The sequence below is a fragment of the Exiguobacterium sp. 8A genome, from assembly GCF_902506275.1.
Taxonomy (GTDB): Bacteria; Bacillota; Bacilli; order Exiguobacteriales; family Exiguobacteriaceae; genus Exiguobacterium; species Exiguobacterium profundum.
Window position 1 is genome coordinate 971,123 of the sequence record NZ_LR733630.1, and the last position, 16,066, is coordinate 987,188.

Here is a 16,066-nt window from a genome sequence, read left to right on the forward strand (position 1 = left end):
CGATTTTACCGATTCTACCTTAACATGGAAAGAGCCAAAGCAGAAACCTGCTTTGGCGCTCTCCTTTACAACGGCTGTTTATTTACGGTCGTCGAGATCCTCAAACTCTGCGTCCACGACATTATCGTCCTGTTTCGCTTCCGCCTGTGGTTCTGCGCCTTCAGCACCTTGCTGTTCAGCCATCTTAGCATATACTTTTTGCGTCAACTCTTGAACGACAGCTGACAATTCGTCTTTGGCTGTACGGATCGCCTCAAGGTCTGAACCTTCGAGAGCAGTTTTCGCTTTTTCTTTCGCAGCTTCTGCTTTTTCTTTGTCCGCCTCTTCTACTTGCTCACCAAGATCTTTGATTGCCTTGTCTGTCGCGAAGACGAGTTGGTCTGTTTCGTTGCGAAGTTCTGCTTCTTCTTTACGTTTGTTATCTGCTTCTGCGTTCGCTTCGGCTTCTTTCACCATACGCTCGATTTCCGCTTCATCGATACCTGAAGATGATTGGATTGTGATCGATTGTTCTTTGTTCGTACCGAGGTCTTTCGCTGATACGTGAACGATTCCGTTTGCATCGATATCGAATTTCACTTCGATTTGCGGCACACCACGTGGTGCTGGTGGGATGTCCGTCAATTGGAAGCGACCAAGTGTCTTGTTGTCTGGTGCCATCGGACGTTCCCCTTGAAGGACGTGGATGTCAACAGCAGGCTGGTTATCGGCTGCAGTCGAGAACACTTGTGATTTCGATGTCGGGATTGTCGTGTTGCGATCGATGAGTTTCGTCATCACGCCACCCATTGTCTCGATTCCAAGTGAGAGTGGAGTCACGTCGAGAAGAACGACGTCTTTCACGTCTCCAGCAAGAACTCCACCTTGAATTGCTGCACCAAGTGCAACGACTTCATCCGGGTTTACCCCTTTGAACGGCTCTTTCTTCGTGAAGTCGTGGATTGCTTTTTGAACAGCAGGGATACGTGTCGAACCACCGACGAGAATGATCTTGTCGAGGTCAGATGGTGTAAGTCCTGCATCTTTTAAAGCACGGCGCGTCGGTTCCATTGTGCGTTCGACAAGGTCAGCCGTCAATTCTTCAAATTTCGCACGTGTGAGTGTCATCTCCAAGTGGAGTGGACCTGCTTCACCTGCTGTGATAAACGGAAGGCTGATGTGTGCACTTGTCACACCTGAAAGGTCTTTCTTCGCTTTTTCAGCTGCATCTTTCAAACGTTGAAGTGCCATCTTATCTTTCCCGAGGTCGATGCCATTTTCTTTTTTGAATTCTGCAACGAGGTAGTCGATGACTTTTTGGTCGAAGTCATCTCCACCGAGACGGTTGTCACCAGCTGTTGCGACAACTTCGAATACTCCGTCGCCAAGCTCAAGGATTGAAACGTCAAACGTACCACCACCGAGGTCATAGATCAAAATCGTGTGGTCTTCGCCTTTATCAAGACCGTAAGCGAGTGCCGCAGCTGTTGGCTCGTTGATGATTCGCTTGACATCAAGACCAGCAATCTTACCAGCATCTTTTGTCGCTTGACGCTCCGCGTCGTTGAAGTATGCAGGAACTGTGATGACGGCTTCCGTGACTGTTTCACCGAGGTAGTCTTCAGCATCTTTCTTCAACTTTTGCAAAATGATTGCCGAGATTTCTTGTGGTGTGAATTTTTTGCCGTCTACGTCGACTGTATGTGACGTTCCCATGTGACGTTTAATTGATTGGATTGTATTCGGGTTCGTGATGGCCTGACGTTTCGCGACCTCACCTACTTGACGCTCTTCTCCTTTGAATGCAACAACCGAAGGAGTCGTACGGTTACCTTCTGCGTTCGAGATGACGACTGCTTCGCCACCTTCCATTACTGCCACACATGAGTTTGTTGTCCCTAAGTCAATACCGATAATTTTACCCATCGTTTATTCCTCCGTCTCGTTAAGTAGTATTATTCTGCAACTTTTACCATGCTCGGGCGAATGACTCGACCGTGCATCGTATATCCTTTTTGAAGCTCCATCGTCACGATACCTGACTCGAACTCATCGCTCGGTTCTTGCATGACTGCTTGATGGAAATTCGGGTCGAACGGCTGTCCGACTGCTTCAATCACTTCGACTTGCTCAGCATTTAATACGTCAAGCAGTTGACGATGAATCATATCGACTCCTGATTGAATCTGCTTCGCATCCTCCGAAGTTGCGTTTACTTGAAGTGCACGCTCAAAGTTGTCAATAAGCGGAATCAATTTTTCAATGACAGACTGTGAAGCAAACTTGACGCGTTTGGCGTTCTCTTCGTTCGTCCGACGACGGAAGTTGTCAAAGTCGGCACGAATCCGAAGCTCGCTCGCTTTCAATGCTTCGATTTCTTTTTGTAAGTCCGTCCCCTCAGAACTTTCTTCCACAATCTCAGCATTTAAAACCTCATCTTCATTTGATTCAGTCGACTCATTCTCTTCTGTTTGTGTCGAGTCTACAGATTTTTCTTCAAGCACGTCATCTTGTTCATGCCCGTTTTGGTGATCTGCTGTCATAGTAAAACTCCTTTCCGTCACTCATCTAGTTTCGTTCGTCGCAACGCTTCGATAATTTGTCCCATCATTTGGACACCATGACGGTAATTCATACGCGTTGGACCAATCATAGCGATTGTACCGAATGTTTTTCCGTCTAGTGTATAATCCGAGGTGATGACACTACAATTTTGAAGGGCGACAATTCCGTTCTCGCTCCCAATGCTCACATAAATCTCGCGATTTGGCAACGATTCGAGCCAGTGTGTCAATCGTTCTTGCTCATCAATCCATTCTAGGAATGGACGTAACGTGTCGAGCGTCTGAAACTCGGGTTGGTTGAAGATTTTCTTCTTGCCACCCAAATAGAGTGAGGATGGCGTCTGTATTCCGACCGTTGATTGAATCAGTTGCATCATGTTCTCGTACTGCTGTCGCTGAGCAAGTTGCAATTTGGCAACTTCTTCGCCGATACGGATTTTCAATTGTCCGATTGGCGTTCCGACAAGGCGGTCGTTCAGTAGTCGAATCGTTTCCTCGATGACGTCTGGAGCGACACGCGATTCAAACATGACAGTACGATGCTCGACATGACCTTGATCCGTGACGATGAGAACAACACCACGCCGCTCGTCTAATGGCATAAAATCCACACGGGCCAACGTTTCCATTTGGCTATTTGGACCGAGGGCGACCGTCGTATAATTGGTCAAATCAGAAAGGAGATCTGCAGCTTGTCGAATCAGGATTTCAGACTCTTTTGAAGATTGTTTTAACCGTTCTTCTAGTCGACCGGTCTCCCGTTCGTCGATAATTTGTTTCTCGACGAGATGGTCCACATAATATCGATAGCCGACCTCTGACGGGATACGACCTGCAGAAGTATGCGGTTTTTCAATCAGCCCCATGTCTTCCAAATCGGCCATATCATTCCGAATCGTTGCTGAACTAAACGTCAAATCGTCCCGTTTCGACAACGTCCGCGAACCGACCGGCTGAGCCGTCTGGATGTAATCATCAATGATGGCTCGAAGAATGAGCAATTGTCGATTTGTCAGCACAACATCACTCCTCTCTGAAAAAGTTACCCCGCTTTATTAGCACTCATATTTAACGAGTGCTAATCACACTTCAAATATTATCACGTTCTCACTATTTGTCAATTCATACACTCGGATTTTTTCACCTTTTTTCAAGTTGGCAAACCTACGAAATGAAAATAAAAACTCATTTCGTTATGATAGAACGTGAGGTGATTACATGTTTACAACAAAACAATTTAATGTATTTAAACAAGAAGGACTCGACGAACGAATGTCTGGCATCCGTTCGAATATTCAACCGCTCTTCCATCGGATTTACGACGAAGTCGGGCCAGGGCTTGAGGCTGATGTCGGCATCCCCCTTTATTTACATGTGGCGAAGCACGCTCGTCGGACAGTGAACCCACCTAAAGATACGTGGATGGCGATCTGTCACGACAAACGCGGGTACAAAAAACATCCACACTTACAAGTTGGGCTTTTCGACGATCGTGTCTTTATTTGGCTTGCGTTCATCTATGAGATGCCGAACAAAGACGCAATCGCGAAACACCTGCAACAAATCGATTTGAAATCAACATTCTCTGATTTCCATATCGCGGGCGACCATATGAAAAAAGAAGCGTTTCTTGTTGAGGATACGTCAAACGAAGACATTCAATCACTACTTGAACGATTCGGCAATGTTAAAAAGGCTGATTTCTTGATTGGTCGTCAACTTCCTGCCGATGCATCGATTCTTCAAAACGAAGACGCGTTCCTTGCATTAGTCAAAGACACGTTCGGTCGCCTTACACCGCTCTATCGAGATCTCGTCTTATAATAAAAAAATGGACAAATCCTCACGAAGGACTTGTCCATTTTTTTTATGAATCAGCATGTTCAAGTTTTGCTTCTCCAATAAAGGCTGCAAATGCTTCATTGGCGAGTGGCAAACCGGATGCCGTTAGACGGATATGTGTACCCGTTCGTTCAATCAGTGACTTCTTCACTAACTCTTCGATGACGTGACCGAACACATCATCGAGCGACACTCCATACTTCTGTTCAAACGTCTGAAGCGAGACCCCGGAACGCATACGCAGGCCGAGGAAGAGCTCTTCTTCCATTTTTTCCACTTCTTCCAGCTCGGTCACCCGTTTCACAGGGATGCCTTCTGCTTTAATATAGTGAGGAATCGGAGCGATATTGGCGCGACGTGTCCCGTTTAAATAACTATGCGCACCGGCTCCGAATCCATAGTACTCTTCATTGCGCCAGTACACTTGATTGTGACGGCTCTCCCGACCAGGCAAGCCATAGTTGGAGATCTCATATTGTTGAAGACCATGGCGTTCAAGCGTCTCCATCACTTTCAAGTACATTTCGACTTCGACATCTTCTCCCGGTAAACGGAGCTTCCCTTTTCGATCTTGAATCGCAAAGACGGTATGCGGTTCGAGAATCAACGAATAAGAGGATACATGTTGAATCGGTAATTGAAGCGCTAGCTCTAAATCACGGTCAATTTGTTCAAGTGTTTGTTCCGGAAGACCAAACATAAGGTCAATCGAGATATTGTCAAAGCGTTTTGCCGCTTCGCTTACCGTCTCGAACACATCATCCGCTCGATGCGTCCGGCCGATGCGCTCCAGTCCACCATCATCAAACGTCTGGACACCGAAACTGAGCCGGTTGACGCCACCTGCTTTCATCGTATCGAGCTTTTCCGCACTCACAAAGTTCGGGTTCGCTTCGACAGAATATTCGAGGTCATCTGACGCGAGTGGCAGAAGGTGTTGGCGGACCATATCCATCAGGCGCGCCATCTGCTCCTCATTGAGCGCGGTCGGTGTCCCGCCTCCGATAAAAATGGTTTCAATCCGATCTGTCGGAAACGCCTCGAGCGTCAATACCATCTCTCGTTCTAATGCATCTAAATAATCATCAACAGGCTGATTTTTTAAAAACACCTTGTTGAAATCACAGTAATAACAAATATGTTCACAAAATGGAATGTGAAGATATACGGCTTTAGCCAATTTCGGCCACCCCTTTCTTCTCATTCCATTTATAACGCTTTTCGTCTGTTCTTTCCAGCCTGCGCCATCAATCGAATCGATGAATGAATAAACCACTCTTCAATTTCGGCTCGAACCAGGTTGATTTTGGAGGCATCTGGCCACCATCATCTGCCACGCGCATCAGTTGTGACATCGTTGTCTCATGGCACGTGAAAAGCAATCGGTCTGGTACTTGAGTCAGCTTCTCTAACTCCGAGGCCGTCTTGTTCCCACCGATAAAATCGACTCTCGCGTCTGTACGAATATCCTCGACGTTGAAGTACGGCGTGAGTATATCTCGTTGTAAGATGGCAACGTCTAGCGCCTTGTCCTCTTGCCGTTTCGTCAACTGATAATATTTCCCTCGATAGGCGACTCCGAAGACGCCATGTTCTTTCGGCAGGACAAGACCATCCTCCTCATTGATCATGTATGAAAACGAGAGTCCGTCTAACATATTCTCTACCTCTTCTGGACTAATCGCTGTCAGCACGCGATGATACGGCAAAATCGTCAATTCGTCACTCGGGAAGAGGACACCTAAGAAGTGTGTACGTTCATTCTTTTGAGAACGATCCCCACCCATCCCGGAAACGACCGTTGCCGCTTTCGCACGGTGATGTCCATCCGCAATGTAGATCGCCGGGATGGTTGCGCCAATCATCATGACACGAGCGAGTTCACGGTTTGGAACCATGAATCCTTCATGCATGACACCTCGTTCATCCGTGAACGAGAAAAACGGCTCTCCGTCTGTCGCAGCATGTAAGATTTGCTTCAAGTTTGCATGCGGAGGATGACTGAGGAGAATGGGACCGGTGTGCGCTCGTGTTGCCCGGACATGCTCGACACGCTCCCGCTCCTTCTCCTCCCGTGTATGTTCGTGAATCTTGATTCGACCGGCTTCATAATCCGCGACTGAAAAGGTGGCGACTAAACCGGTTTGCTGACGTTGTCCCGATGTCAATCGATAGACGTAAAATCCATTCGGACGTTCCGTCAACTCCTTCTCATAGAGACGTTCTAGCTTATGACGCGCCAGTTCCCCCCACTTCTCAAGCGAAAGGTCGGATTGAAGTGCTTCCGGCTTATCAACTACTAAAAAAGAATCCGGATTTTCTGAAATGACGGCTTGCGCCTCTTCAATCGATACGACATCGTACGGGTCTGCGGCGACACGTTCCGGATGCGCTGGCATATAAGGGCTGAACGGTTTAAATACGACCATAAGATCCTCCTTAAAATTCCCGGACGCGAATGACGCCCTGTATTTCATACAGCGCATGAATCGATAACGGTTCATGCTCACTGTTGTCTAAATCAATTAACGTATACGCCATCTCCCCGCGGCTACGATTGACCATGTTATCGATATTCAATCCATGTGAGGCAAGTTCTCCCGTGATTTGACCGACCATGTTCGGGACGTTTCGATGCAAGATTCCAAGACGGCGTTTACCGGTGTAAGGAAGCTCGACGTTCGGAAAATTAGCAGACGAACGAATATTCCCTGTCTCGAGATACAACTTCAGCGTCTCCACTGCTTGAATGGCACAATTAACTTCCGATTCTTTAGTCGATGCACCGAGGTGAGGCAGTGCCATGACTTGCGGATGACCAATCAACGTGTGACGGGGGAAGTCGGTCACATACAGTCCCACATGATGATGCAACGCCTTCAATAAGTCATCATCTTTCACGAGCTCTCCTCGCGCAAAGTTCAAAACAGTCATCCCCGGTTTCATCCGTTCGAACCAACTCTGGTCAATGCTGAATCGAGTCTCCTCAGTCAAAGGCATATGAATCGACAATAAGTCAACATTTCCCAGTACCTCACTTAAATGTTTGGCACGCGTGACGTGTTTCGAAATATTCCAGGCGGCATCAACCGAGAGATGGGGATCGTATCCGATAACATCGACCCCAAGCTGGAGAAGATCGTTGGCTAGCGACGCACCGATGGCTCCTAGACCGATAATCCCTACTTTTTTGCCTCGCAACTCCGCTCCGAGGAATTGTCGTTTTTGCACTTCCATCGCTTCTTCTAATTGCGATTGCGATGCGATAGTCTGTTCATTCACCCAATTGAGTCCTTTCACAATGGGTCGTACCGAGAGGATCATGCTCGCAAGGACGAGTTCTTTCACCGCATTCGCATTCGCACCAGGTGTATGAAACGCGACGATTCCTCGCTTCGCAAGTTGATCGAGCGGAAGGTTGTTGACACCGGCCCCTGCTCTAGCGATGGCGAGAAGATAGGGAGGGATATCCTCTTCGTGGACTTGATGACTTCTCAGTACCCAAGCATCGGCTTGATCCGATGCATTGATGACGTACTCGCTTGGCTCAAATCGTTTCAGACCAGCGGCAGCGATTTGATTAAATGTTTTGATGTGATACATTGGTTTCCTCCTCGAATGCTCTCATGACGTCGACGAGGCGTTCTGCCCCTTCTAGCGGCATCGCGTTATACAGACTTGCACGTAAGCCCCCTACCGAACGATGACCACCGAGTTCGAGCAATCCACGTTCTAAAGCGTATCGTTCAAATCGCCGATCCATCTCTTGATCTCCCGTTGTAAATGGGATGTTCGTCAATGAACGACATTCCCCCGAAACAATTGGAGAAAAGCAGGTCGACTCTTCAAGATAGGAATAGACCTTGTCACTTTTCTGATGATTCAATCGTTCCATCGCTTCGACGCCTCCGCGGTCTTCCACCCACTTCAATACACGCTCTGCTACATACATGCTGAAGGTCGATGGTGTATTGAATAACGTATCGACATGTGACACATACTGAAGATAACTCGGCAACTCAAGCGACTGAATCAAATCCCGACGGATGATGACGACCGTCAGTCCTGCAGGTCCGATATTCTTTTGGGCTCCGGCATAAATCACCCCGAAGCGCTCCACATCGATTTGCTCGGCTAGAATGTTCGAGGAAGCATCTGCAATCAGCGGGACATCGATTTCGGGGATATGTGTAAATCGAGTCCCTTCAATCGTGTTGTTCAGTGTCACATGGAGATAGTCCACCTCTTGGACAAGGCTCGATTCAAACGACATCTTTCCCGTCGCATCTACCAATGGGTGAATGACATCGACCTCTCCAAAGTGTTTCGCATCTTCCATCGCTTTTTTAGACCAGATGCCCGTATCCACATAAGCGAATCGATTCCGCTTCCGTAAATTCATCGGAATCATTGAAAATTGTAACGTCGCACCGCCTTGTAGCCAAAGCACAGCGTAATTCTCAGGGATATGCATGAGTCTTCTCAATCTCAATTCAAGAGAGTCGACCACACGTTCGAAAGACGCTGAGCGATGACTCGTTTCGATAATCGAAACGCCTTCATACTCAAACGTCAAAAGATGCTGTTGAATCTCTTGCATCACTTCTGTCGGTAGCATGCCAGGACCCGCAGAGTATGTATACGTCGACACGGTGTTTCCTCCTCTATAGTCTGTCTAAGGGTTTACTCTTCCTTATATGAAAGGGCATTTCCTGCCTGAAATACAAAATCGCCCTGATTCGAAAATCAGGGCGACTCAAACTCATTATTCTTCGTCCATAGAGAGAACAGACATAAACGCTTCTTGCGGGACTTCGACGGACCCGACCATCTTCATGCGCTTCTTACCTTCTTTTTGTTTCTCGAGGAGTTTCCGTTTACGTGAGATATCTCCCCCATAACATTTAGCCAAAACGTTTTTACGAAGTGCTTTAATCGTAGAACGTGCGACGATTTTAGTTCCAACGGCCGCTTGGACTGGAACTTCGAACTGCATCCGTGGAATGAGAGCTTTAAGCTTCTCAACAATGACCTTCCCACGTTCGTACGCGAAGTCACGGTGAACGATGAAGCTGAGGGCATCGACGACTTCGTTATTGAGCAAGATATCCATCTTCACGAGACGCGATTGACGGTAGCCGATCAACTCATAATCGAGAGACGCGTAGCCTTTCGTGCTCGATTTCAACTGATCGAAGAAATCATAGACGATTTCACTGAGCGGAATCTCGTACGTGATTTTGACGCGAGTCGTATCGATGTATTGCATATCGATGAACGTTCCGCGTTTCTTCTGGCAAAGTTCCATGATTGCACCTACGTAGTCGTTTGGTGTCATGACAGCCGCCTTGACGTATGGTTCTTCGATTGAATCAACCTTTTGTTGCTCTGGCATCTTCGATGGGTTATCGACGTGAATTACTTCGCCTGAAGTCGTCGTCACGTGATAAATTACCGATGGTGCCGTCGTAATCAAGTCGATGTTAAACTCACGTTCAATCCGCTCTTGAATGATTTCCATATGAAGCATGCCGAGGAATCCACAACGGAAACCAAAACCGAGCGCTTGCGACGTCTCTGGTTCAAACTCGAGTGCGGCATCCGAGAGCTGGAGCTTTTCAAGTGCCTCACGAAGATCATTGTACTTAGCCGCATCAATCGGATACAAACCACAGTAAACCATCGGGTTCATCTTGCGATAACCAGGTAGCTGACTCGTTGCCGGGTTTTTAGCAAGTGTGATCGTATCCCCGACGCGAACATCTCCTACTGTTTTAATGGATGCAGAAAGCGTACCAACGTCTCCTACGTTCAATTCTTTAACAGAGATCGGTTTTGGCGTCGACACACCGAGGTCCGTCACTTCGAACGTCTTGCCAGTCGCCATCATTTGAACTTTGTCTCCTACTTTGACTGAACCGTTTACGATACGAATCGATGCGACGACACCGCGGTAAGCGTCATAGTATGAGTCAAAAATCAGTGCTTGCAATGGTTCAGACGGGTCACCTGTCGGCGGAGGGACAAGTTCCACGATTTGTTCGAGAATCTCTTCAATCCCGATTCCCGCTTTTGCAGAAGTCGGGACCGCATCACTCGCATCGAGGCCGATGACGTCTTCAATCTCTTGACGGACCCGCTCGACATCCGCTGACGGCAAGTCGATTTTATTAATGACCGGAATGATTTCAAGGTCGTTATCGAGTGCTAAATAAACGTTCGCAAGGGTTTGCGCTTCAATTCCTTGCGCTGCGTCGACGACGAGAATCGCACCTTCACATGCCGCAAGCGAACGTGACACTTCATATGTGAAGTCGACGTGTCCTGGCGTGTCGATCAAGTGAAGAATATACTCTTCTCCGTCTTTCGCCGTATAGTTCAATTTGACGGCGTTCAATTTGATTGTAATTCCACGCTCACGCTCCAAGTCCATCGCGTCAAGCGTCTGCTCTTTCATCTCACGAGCCGTGAGTGCACCAGTCTTCTCAAGAATCCGGTCAGCGAGCGTCGACTTTCCATGATCGATGTGCGCGATGATGGAAAAGTTACGAATCTTCTTCTGACGATTCTCTAATTCTTGTTTGTTCATATATGGGTTCACCTATCCTTCTCATGCATACCGTGTCATTATATCAAAATCCTAAAGTAATGTGTACGACCTACTACAACAATACCACAGATAGTTTTCAGAATAATCATCAAGTGGTTGCTTTTCATATAACCGTTTGCTACAATTGTGCTTGTTCTGTTGAATGATTACTTGAAGTAATAAGAACATACACTTTCTTGTTTCAGGAGGTGACAAACAATGGCAAACATCAAATCAGCAATCAAACGTGCAAAAACTTCTGAAAAACGTCGTGTTGCGAACTCACAAGAGAAAGCGGCAATGCGTACAGCAGTAAAACGTGTTGATGCTCTCGTACTCGAAGGAAACAAAGAAGCTGCTCAAGAAGCTTTCGTCCTCGCTACGAAGAAGCTCGACAAGGCTGCATCAAAAGGTCTTATCCACAAAAACAAAGCAGGTCGTGATAAATCACGCCTCGCAGCTCGTATCGCTGCTCTCTAATTAGAGATCACACGAAACAGCCGCCTCCTATTCGGAGCCGGCTGTTTTTTTGTATACCATGATGTAATGAGGACCAATCTCAGGAATGTCGAATGGCTCTCCGATTCGTGTAAGCCCATTTCGTTCATAGAAACGGACAGCCACTTCTCTCGCATTACACCACCATGGACATCCCAGCTCATCATGGAGTGCCTGTAAAAATCGAGAGCCGATTCCTTGTCCCGAAACATGAGGATCCGTCGCCATACCACGGAGTTGGAGCGGAATCCCCTCACCCTCGATTTGTTTCGGGGACATCATGACTGTAGCGACCGATAGCACTCGATCGCCTTCAACCCAAGCGAAGTGTCGCGTCGTCGGTGCCTCATCCCCTTCAAAATAACACGTCTCAACATCTTTTCCTGGTCTGAGCACAACATGACGGAGCGGAATCACGTCTTGAAGTGTCACTTGTTTGAATCCCATTCCCTCACCTCACAATAAGGCCAGTTGACAAACGAGCGTATCGAACACGATTTGTTTGTCACCACGTCCCGTTTTCATAGCTTCATCCGCGTCTGCAATCAAGGTCAGCGCTCGTGCGAGCTGAGCCTCGGAAAAGCCCCGACTCGCTTGTGTCGCCAATTTGATTGTATACGGGTGGGCCCCGATTTTCGATGCGATTTGCTTCTCTCCATAACCTGCCTCCGTCAACTGTTTTGACAGGTACATGTTCCGATATTGTCTAGCAAGCAACCCGAGTAGTCCAATCAGTTCTTGCCCTTGTTTTTCTAAATCTCGAACCAATCGAAGCGCTGCATCTGCTTGACGTTTGACGAGAAGCTCCGAGAGTTGAAAGATGTTATCTTCTAATGTACGGGGAACTAAATCATTCACAATCTCAATCGGAATCGTCGCACCCGTTCCCGCGTACAACTGTAGCTTCTCTAATTCACGAACCAACTTTCCCCAATCATCCTGACATAGGAATAAAAGACGCTCCATCGTAGAGCGCTCCATCTTTTGTTGTTCACGACTCAATGCATCGTTCACGTATCGCATCAGTTCGTTTTGGCTCGGTTTTTTCGCTTCGAGTACGATGGCACGCTCTTTCAAGCGCTTCACAATTTTTTTCCGCTCATCGAGTTTTTCTGACTCAACAATTAAGACAAGAACCGAGTAAGTCGCCGGTTGCACGACATATTCCGCCAGGCGGTCGACATTGTGCTTTTGCTTCTCTTTCGCACCCGTTAAGAACTGGGCATTTTTCACGATAACCGTGCGATATTCACTAAAGAAAGGGACCGTCTCCGCTTCATCAAGCGCCGTATCGAGTGACGTCTCTAGAAGATCTAGTTGCATGACATCAAATTGATCACCGGATGGATTGGCCGCCTTCACGATTTCACGTTCCCACGTCTCTAACAAATATTTTTCGGTGCCATGGAGAACATAGACGCTCGCCAGTTTTCCATTATGTAACCACGGTTCATTCAAAACACACACCACTTTCACAATTTATTCTCATCTAAACATAGATTATCTTCCCATGATTCGCTATACTTATAAAGGAAGTATGATAAGGAGGGACCTAATATGCAAATCAACTCAGTACGCCCACCGAGTGAAAACCCGTTTGAAAATGACGTTCAATGCAAACGTAATGACGCCATCGACTCTGCGATCGGCTTCATCGTCCCATTTGGCTTTTTCTTCACGATTTTCTTCATCGGTGTCATCATCAAATTCTTAAGTCTATAAGTGTTCAAACGATTGCCCCGGGGGAGCAATCGTTTTTTAGTGTATCACATTTTATCCCGTACTACTCGATGATCCCCCGACACATGTTCTCTTCACAGACAATCATTCCTTTCAAGTCGGTTCGTAATAGACGTCTGCCCACAACCCGTCGTAACGTCTCTATGTGCGGATGTCCATATCGATTGTTCAAACCGACACTCGCAATGATCCATTCTGGATCGATTCGCTCAAGTAGTTCTTCCCCCGACGACGTGTTGGATCCGTGATGCCCTAATTTAAATACGTCGACGTCAAGCGTCGGTAACTCTGCTTCTCCCTCTATCGGCAAATCTCCTGTCAATAGATACCGCATGCCACCTACATTCATGTAAAGGCTAATCGAATGATCATTTTCATCTTCATGTCGTCGATTCGGTGCCACGATCCACATCCATGGCGTCGGACGATCGTCCGCCTTGAGATAACGGACCGATACATCATAGACCGCAGCTAAGTGTAGCAACTCTTCTCGTTTTTCAGCATTCGCGACTTCTTTTGATATCCAAAGTTCTTCTACCGTCACCACTTTCAATAATCCTTCTAATCCGCCGATGTGGTCATGGTCCGCATGAGTCAACAGGACAAAATCAAGCGATCGCTCCCCACGTTTCCATAGATAAGGAGCCAATACATCTTCACCCGGGTCAAACGTGCTTCGCTTTTGTTCGTTTGGATCTTGAAATACGCCCCCTACATCAATGACACCAACCGTTCTTCCCGATTCTACGACGATTGCATCACCTTGCCCGACATCCAAAAAGGTCACCCGTGAGGATTCCGCCCATTCCGACCATCCCGCAATCAACCCACATGTCATGATGGCCGCCCCCCATCCGATCCAACGTTTTCGATTCATCAGCGTTAAGCTTCCCCACAATCCTAGCAACAATGCGATTTGCGACGGCAATGCCAGATCGTGCAACGGAATCCAAGGTCGTAAATCATCGTGGAGGGCGAACATTCCATTGATCGCATCCAACACAATCATGAACAACGGGGCAATCGAAGGAATCAGCCATGTGACAAATGCGAGTGGCATGATGACCCACGAGATACAGATGGCCATCAAGAGATTCCATATCGGTGCCGCGACGGATAGAACCGGTTGAACTTGCCATAGAACAATCAACCCGAACAGCTGTGCGAAAATGGACAACTCCATGAGTCCTGTCCAGATTTGTCTCGTGACTAACAAAAAGAAGGTCATCCCGATCGTCAACTGGAAACCCAGATTCGTGAGAAGGAACGGTTGAACAGCCAACATGCCCGCCGCACACCAACTTAAGAGCCGAATCGGGTCTCGAACCGTCACACCGAATAGAGAGATAAAGAGTATCACATCTGCGACGACAACAGCTCTTGCGACAGGTGGAGAAAAACCAGTCATCCATCCGAATACCGTAATACTAAAGATCATCAATATCGTCTTCGTCTCACGTCGAATAGGGATCGGGTGCAACAATACGCGCATGGCCACAATCAACATGGCAATATGCGAACCGGAAATCACAAGAAGGTGAAGAAGGCCCGTCACACGATAAGAAAACGAGGTCTGTTCATCTAGCATTCGACTCTCCCCGAACAATAATGCCTCCATATATAATGCGACATCCTCACGATGACGATGCTCAATTTGTTGAAGTTGTTGTTCTTTCCAACGCAACAACCGACCGCCCCATCCTGCTGTCGGACGACACGCATCGATTCGTTTCACCTTTCCTTTGAAGGATACGTTTGAACTCAGCGCCCAATACCGTTCATCAAATCCTCCGGTGTTTCGTAAAGGTTGAAACGCCTCTACTTCGATTTGCATAAGGCACGTCTCCCCAGGTCGTCCGTGTTCTAATTCGCGTCCTCGTAAAACGCCCTGAAGATCGTCTACGTTCCCATATAGTCTTGCCGATTTACCATTTTCCTTTCGACTTTCGATTGAGAAGGCAATCGTGTCTCGCGATAACGATTCTATAGGGGTCGTATGGAACGATGCGATGCAGATGAACCCAATCACACCGGCTTTCGCATATAAGCCTTGCCCACGTCGTGTAAATAGATAGAAGACAAAAGCGACCACGGAGACCCAATAGAATCCTTCTGTCAGACCGGTTACAATGAGTACCGCAAATAATGGAAACAGCGGCATCCTATGGCACCAATAAATATGGCTTCATACTTTCTAATGTCTTTTCGCCGAACCCCTTCACATCACCTAGCGCTTCATATGTTTTAAATGGACCGTTCGCTTTCAGATGATTTAAAATCGCCTCGGCTTTGGCTGGACCAATTCCCGGAACCGTCATTAGTTCCTCTTTCGTCGCACTGTTGACATGAACACCGTTCGTCTCCATCTCGGGACTCGGTGAGTCTTGCGAAATAGGCGTCGTTCCTTTTTTCGGAACGATGATTTTGACTCCATCTACTAATAGTTGTGCCAAATTTAACTGTTCTGGGTCAGCTTCATCTGTCAGGACTGCTAAAGACAACACATCGCCCACCCTTGCCCCTTCTGGTACGGTATACACGTTCGGAGATTCAACCGCACCTGTCACGTACACAACGAGCTCCATACGCTCTGGTGTCGTGGTCGGTGTGACCTCCTCAGGTTCTATGACGAATTCATCCACAATTCGTTGCTCCGGTTCCTTTTGATAAAACAAATAGCCTACTCCTAAAAATAGAACGACTATTAGACCAATGACGAGTTGTTTCCACCTTTCCAAACGTATCACCACCCCGTTCGACTGTTACGTTGAGTATGCCGAATCAGCTGTTTCGAAACACGTCTCCTTCTTCTCCACATTCGTGTCATTAGGAAATGATTTGTTTGGAAGTTATA

Annotated in this window: 15 protein-coding genes; 3 read left to right on the forward strand and 12 right to left on the reverse strand. The window is 47.3% G+C overall.

Going from position 1 to position 16,066, the window contains the following annotated elements; all coding sequences use genetic code 11:
* Positions 1–78: 78 nt before the first annotated feature.
* Genes dnaK through hrcA form a run of 3 tightly spaced genes read right to left on the reverse strand, consistent with a single transcriptional unit; the run spans position 79 to position 3,562 of the window.
* Entirely contained in the window at positions 79–1,905 is a 1,827-nt protein-coding gene (gene dnaK, locus GVY42_RS05035; protein ID WP_159562505.1) for a molecular chaperone DnaK, read from the reverse strand.
* A 29-nt stretch (positions 1,906–1,934) separates the two neighbouring features.
* Positions 1,935–2,522 carry a nucleotide exchange factor GrpE gene (grpE, locus tag GVY42_RS05040; protein ID WP_074036578.1) on the reverse strand — a complete coding sequence of 196 codons (588 nt, stop codon included), beginning with the start codon at positions 2,520–2,522 and terminating at the stop codon, positions 1,935–1,937.
* Positions 2,523–2,539: 17 nt separating this feature from the next.
* Complete coding sequence (gene hrcA / locus GVY42_RS05045; RefSeq protein WP_159562506.1) at positions 2,540–3,562, reverse strand: heat-inducible transcriptional repressor HrcA; 1,023 nt, start codon at positions 3,560–3,562, stop codon at positions 2,540–2,542.
* A 199-nt stretch (positions 3,563–3,761) separates the two neighbouring features.
* On the opposite strand from hrcA, the gene GVY42_RS05050 reads away from it, so the two are divergent.
* On the forward strand, positions 3,762–4,367 hold the full coding sequence (locus tag GVY42_RS05050; RefSeq protein WP_159562507.1) for a DUF1054 domain-containing protein: 606 nt from the start codon (positions 3,762–3,764) through the stop codon (positions 4,365–4,367).
* 43 nt (positions 4,368–4,410) lie between these two features.
* Here the strand turns inward: GVY42_RS05050 and hemW are convergent, their stop codons facing one another.
* The 5 genes from hemW to lepA all read right to left on the reverse strand — a co-directional run bounded on the left by hemW (position 4,411) and on the right by lepA (position 10,974).
* Positions 4,411–5,565, reverse strand: a complete 1,155-nt coding sequence (gene hemW, locus GVY42_RS05055; RefSeq protein WP_159562508.1) for a radical SAM family heme chaperone HemW — start codon at positions 5,563–5,565, stop codon at positions 4,411–4,413.
* Positions 5,566–5,632: 67 nt separating this feature from the next.
* A complete protein-coding gene (locus tag GVY42_RS05060; protein ID WP_159562509.1) occupies positions 5,633–6,814 on the reverse strand; it encodes a DUF1015 domain-containing protein in 1,182 nt (393 codons plus the stop codon).
* Between the two features lie 10 nt (positions 6,815–6,824).
* Positions 6,825–7,988: a phosphoglycerate dehydrogenase gene (locus GVY42_RS05065; RefSeq protein ID WP_074036573.1), complete on the reverse strand. Its 1,164-nt coding sequence runs from the start codon at positions 7,986–7,988 to the stop codon at positions 6,825–6,827.
* On the reverse strand, positions 7,966–9,036 hold the full coding sequence (gene serC / locus GVY42_RS05070; protein WP_159562510.1) for a 3-phosphoserine/phosphohydroxythreonine transaminase: 1,071 nt from the start codon (positions 9,034–9,036) through the stop codon (positions 7,966–7,968). Before serC ends, GVY42_RS05065 begins: the two co-directional genes overlap by 23 nt.
* Positions 9,037–9,150: 114 nt before the next feature.
* Positions 9,151–10,974: a translation elongation factor 4 gene (gene lepA, locus GVY42_RS05075; RefSeq protein ID WP_012726674.1), complete on the reverse strand. Its 1,824-nt coding sequence runs from the start codon at positions 10,972–10,974 to the stop codon at positions 9,151–9,153.
* A gap of 219 nt (positions 10,975–11,193) precedes the next feature.
* Between lepA and rpsT the strand changes: the two genes are divergently transcribed.
* Positions 11,194–11,454, forward strand: a complete 261-nt coding sequence (gene rpsT, locus GVY42_RS05080) for a 30S ribosomal protein S20 (protein WP_012726675.1) — start codon at positions 11,194–11,196, stop codon at positions 11,452–11,454.
* Between the two features lie 27 nt (positions 11,455–11,481).
* Here rpsT and GVY42_RS05085 read toward each other — a convergent pair whose 3' ends face one another.
* Complete coding sequence (locus tag GVY42_RS05085) at positions 11,482–11,919, reverse strand: GNAT family N-acetyltransferase (protein ID WP_159562511.1); 438 nt, start codon at positions 11,917–11,919, stop codon at positions 11,482–11,484.
* Between the two features lie 9 nt (positions 11,920–11,928).
* Complete coding sequence (gene holA / locus GVY42_RS05090; protein ID WP_236548987.1) at positions 11,929–12,939, reverse strand: DNA polymerase III subunit delta; 1,011 nt, start codon at positions 12,937–12,939, stop codon at positions 11,929–11,931.
* 90 nt (positions 12,940–13,029) lie between these two features.
* On the opposite strand from holA, the gene GVY42_RS05095 reads away from it, so the two are divergent.
* Entirely contained in the window at positions 13,030–13,194 is a 165-nt protein-coding gene (locus GVY42_RS05095; protein WP_012726678.1) for a YqzM family protein, read from the forward strand.
* 61 nt (positions 13,195–13,255) lie between these two features.
* Here the strand turns inward: GVY42_RS05095 and GVY42_RS05100 are convergent, their stop codons facing one another.
* Positions 13,256–15,373 carry a DNA internalization-related competence protein ComEC/Rec2 gene (locus GVY42_RS05100; RefSeq protein ID WP_159562513.1) on the reverse strand — a complete coding sequence of 706 codons (2,118 nt, stop codon included), beginning with the start codon at positions 15,371–15,373 and terminating at the stop codon, positions 13,256–13,258.
* A 1-nt stretch (position 15,374) separates the two neighbouring features.
* Positions 15,375–15,950 (reverse strand): helix-hairpin-helix domain-containing protein, encoded by a 576-nt coding sequence (locus tag GVY42_RS05105; protein ID WP_159562514.1) that lies wholly within the window; start codon positions 15,948–15,950, stop codon positions 15,375–15,377.
* Positions 15,951–16,066 lie beyond the last annotated feature (116 nt).

Bases quoted from the DNA above. Each gene is read 5' to 3' on its own strand.
- dnaK (WP_159562505.1), bottom strand. From the start codon at position 1,905: ATGGGTAAAATTATCGGTATTGACTTAGGGACAACAAACTCATGTGTG.
- grpE (WP_074036578.1), bottom strand. From the start codon at position 2,522: ATGACAGCAGATCACCAAAACGGGCATGAACAAGATGACGTGCTTGAA.
- GVY42_RS05050 (WP_159562507.1), top strand. From the start codon at position 3,762: ATGTTTACAACAAAACAATTTAATGTATTTAAACAAGAAGGACTCGAC.
- GVY42_RS05060 (WP_159562509.1), bottom strand. From the start codon at position 6,814: ATGGTCGTATTTAAACCGTTCAGCCCTTATATGCCAGCGCATCCGGAA.
- GVY42_RS05065 (WP_074036573.1), bottom strand. From the start codon at position 7,988: ATGTATCACATCAAAACATTTAATCAAATCGCTGCCGCTGGTCTGAAA.
- lepA (WP_012726674.1), bottom strand. From the start codon at position 10,974: ATGAACAAACAAGAATTAGAGAATCGTCAGAAGAAGATTCGTAACTTT.
- rpsT (WP_012726675.1), top strand. From the start codon at position 11,194: ATGGCAAACATCAAATCAGCAATCAAACGTGCAAAAACTTCTGAAAAA.
- GVY42_RS05085 (WP_159562511.1), bottom strand. From the start codon at position 11,919: ATGGGATTCAAACAAGTGACACTTCAAGACGTGATTCCGCTCCGTCAT.
- GVY42_RS05095 (WP_012726678.1), top strand. From the start codon at position 13,030: ATGCAAATCAACTCAGTACGCCCACCGAGTGAAAACCCGTTTGAAAAT.
- GVY42_RS05100 (WP_159562513.1), bottom strand. From the start codon at position 15,373: ATGCCGCTGTTTCCATTATTTGCGGTACTCATTGTAACCGGTCTGACA.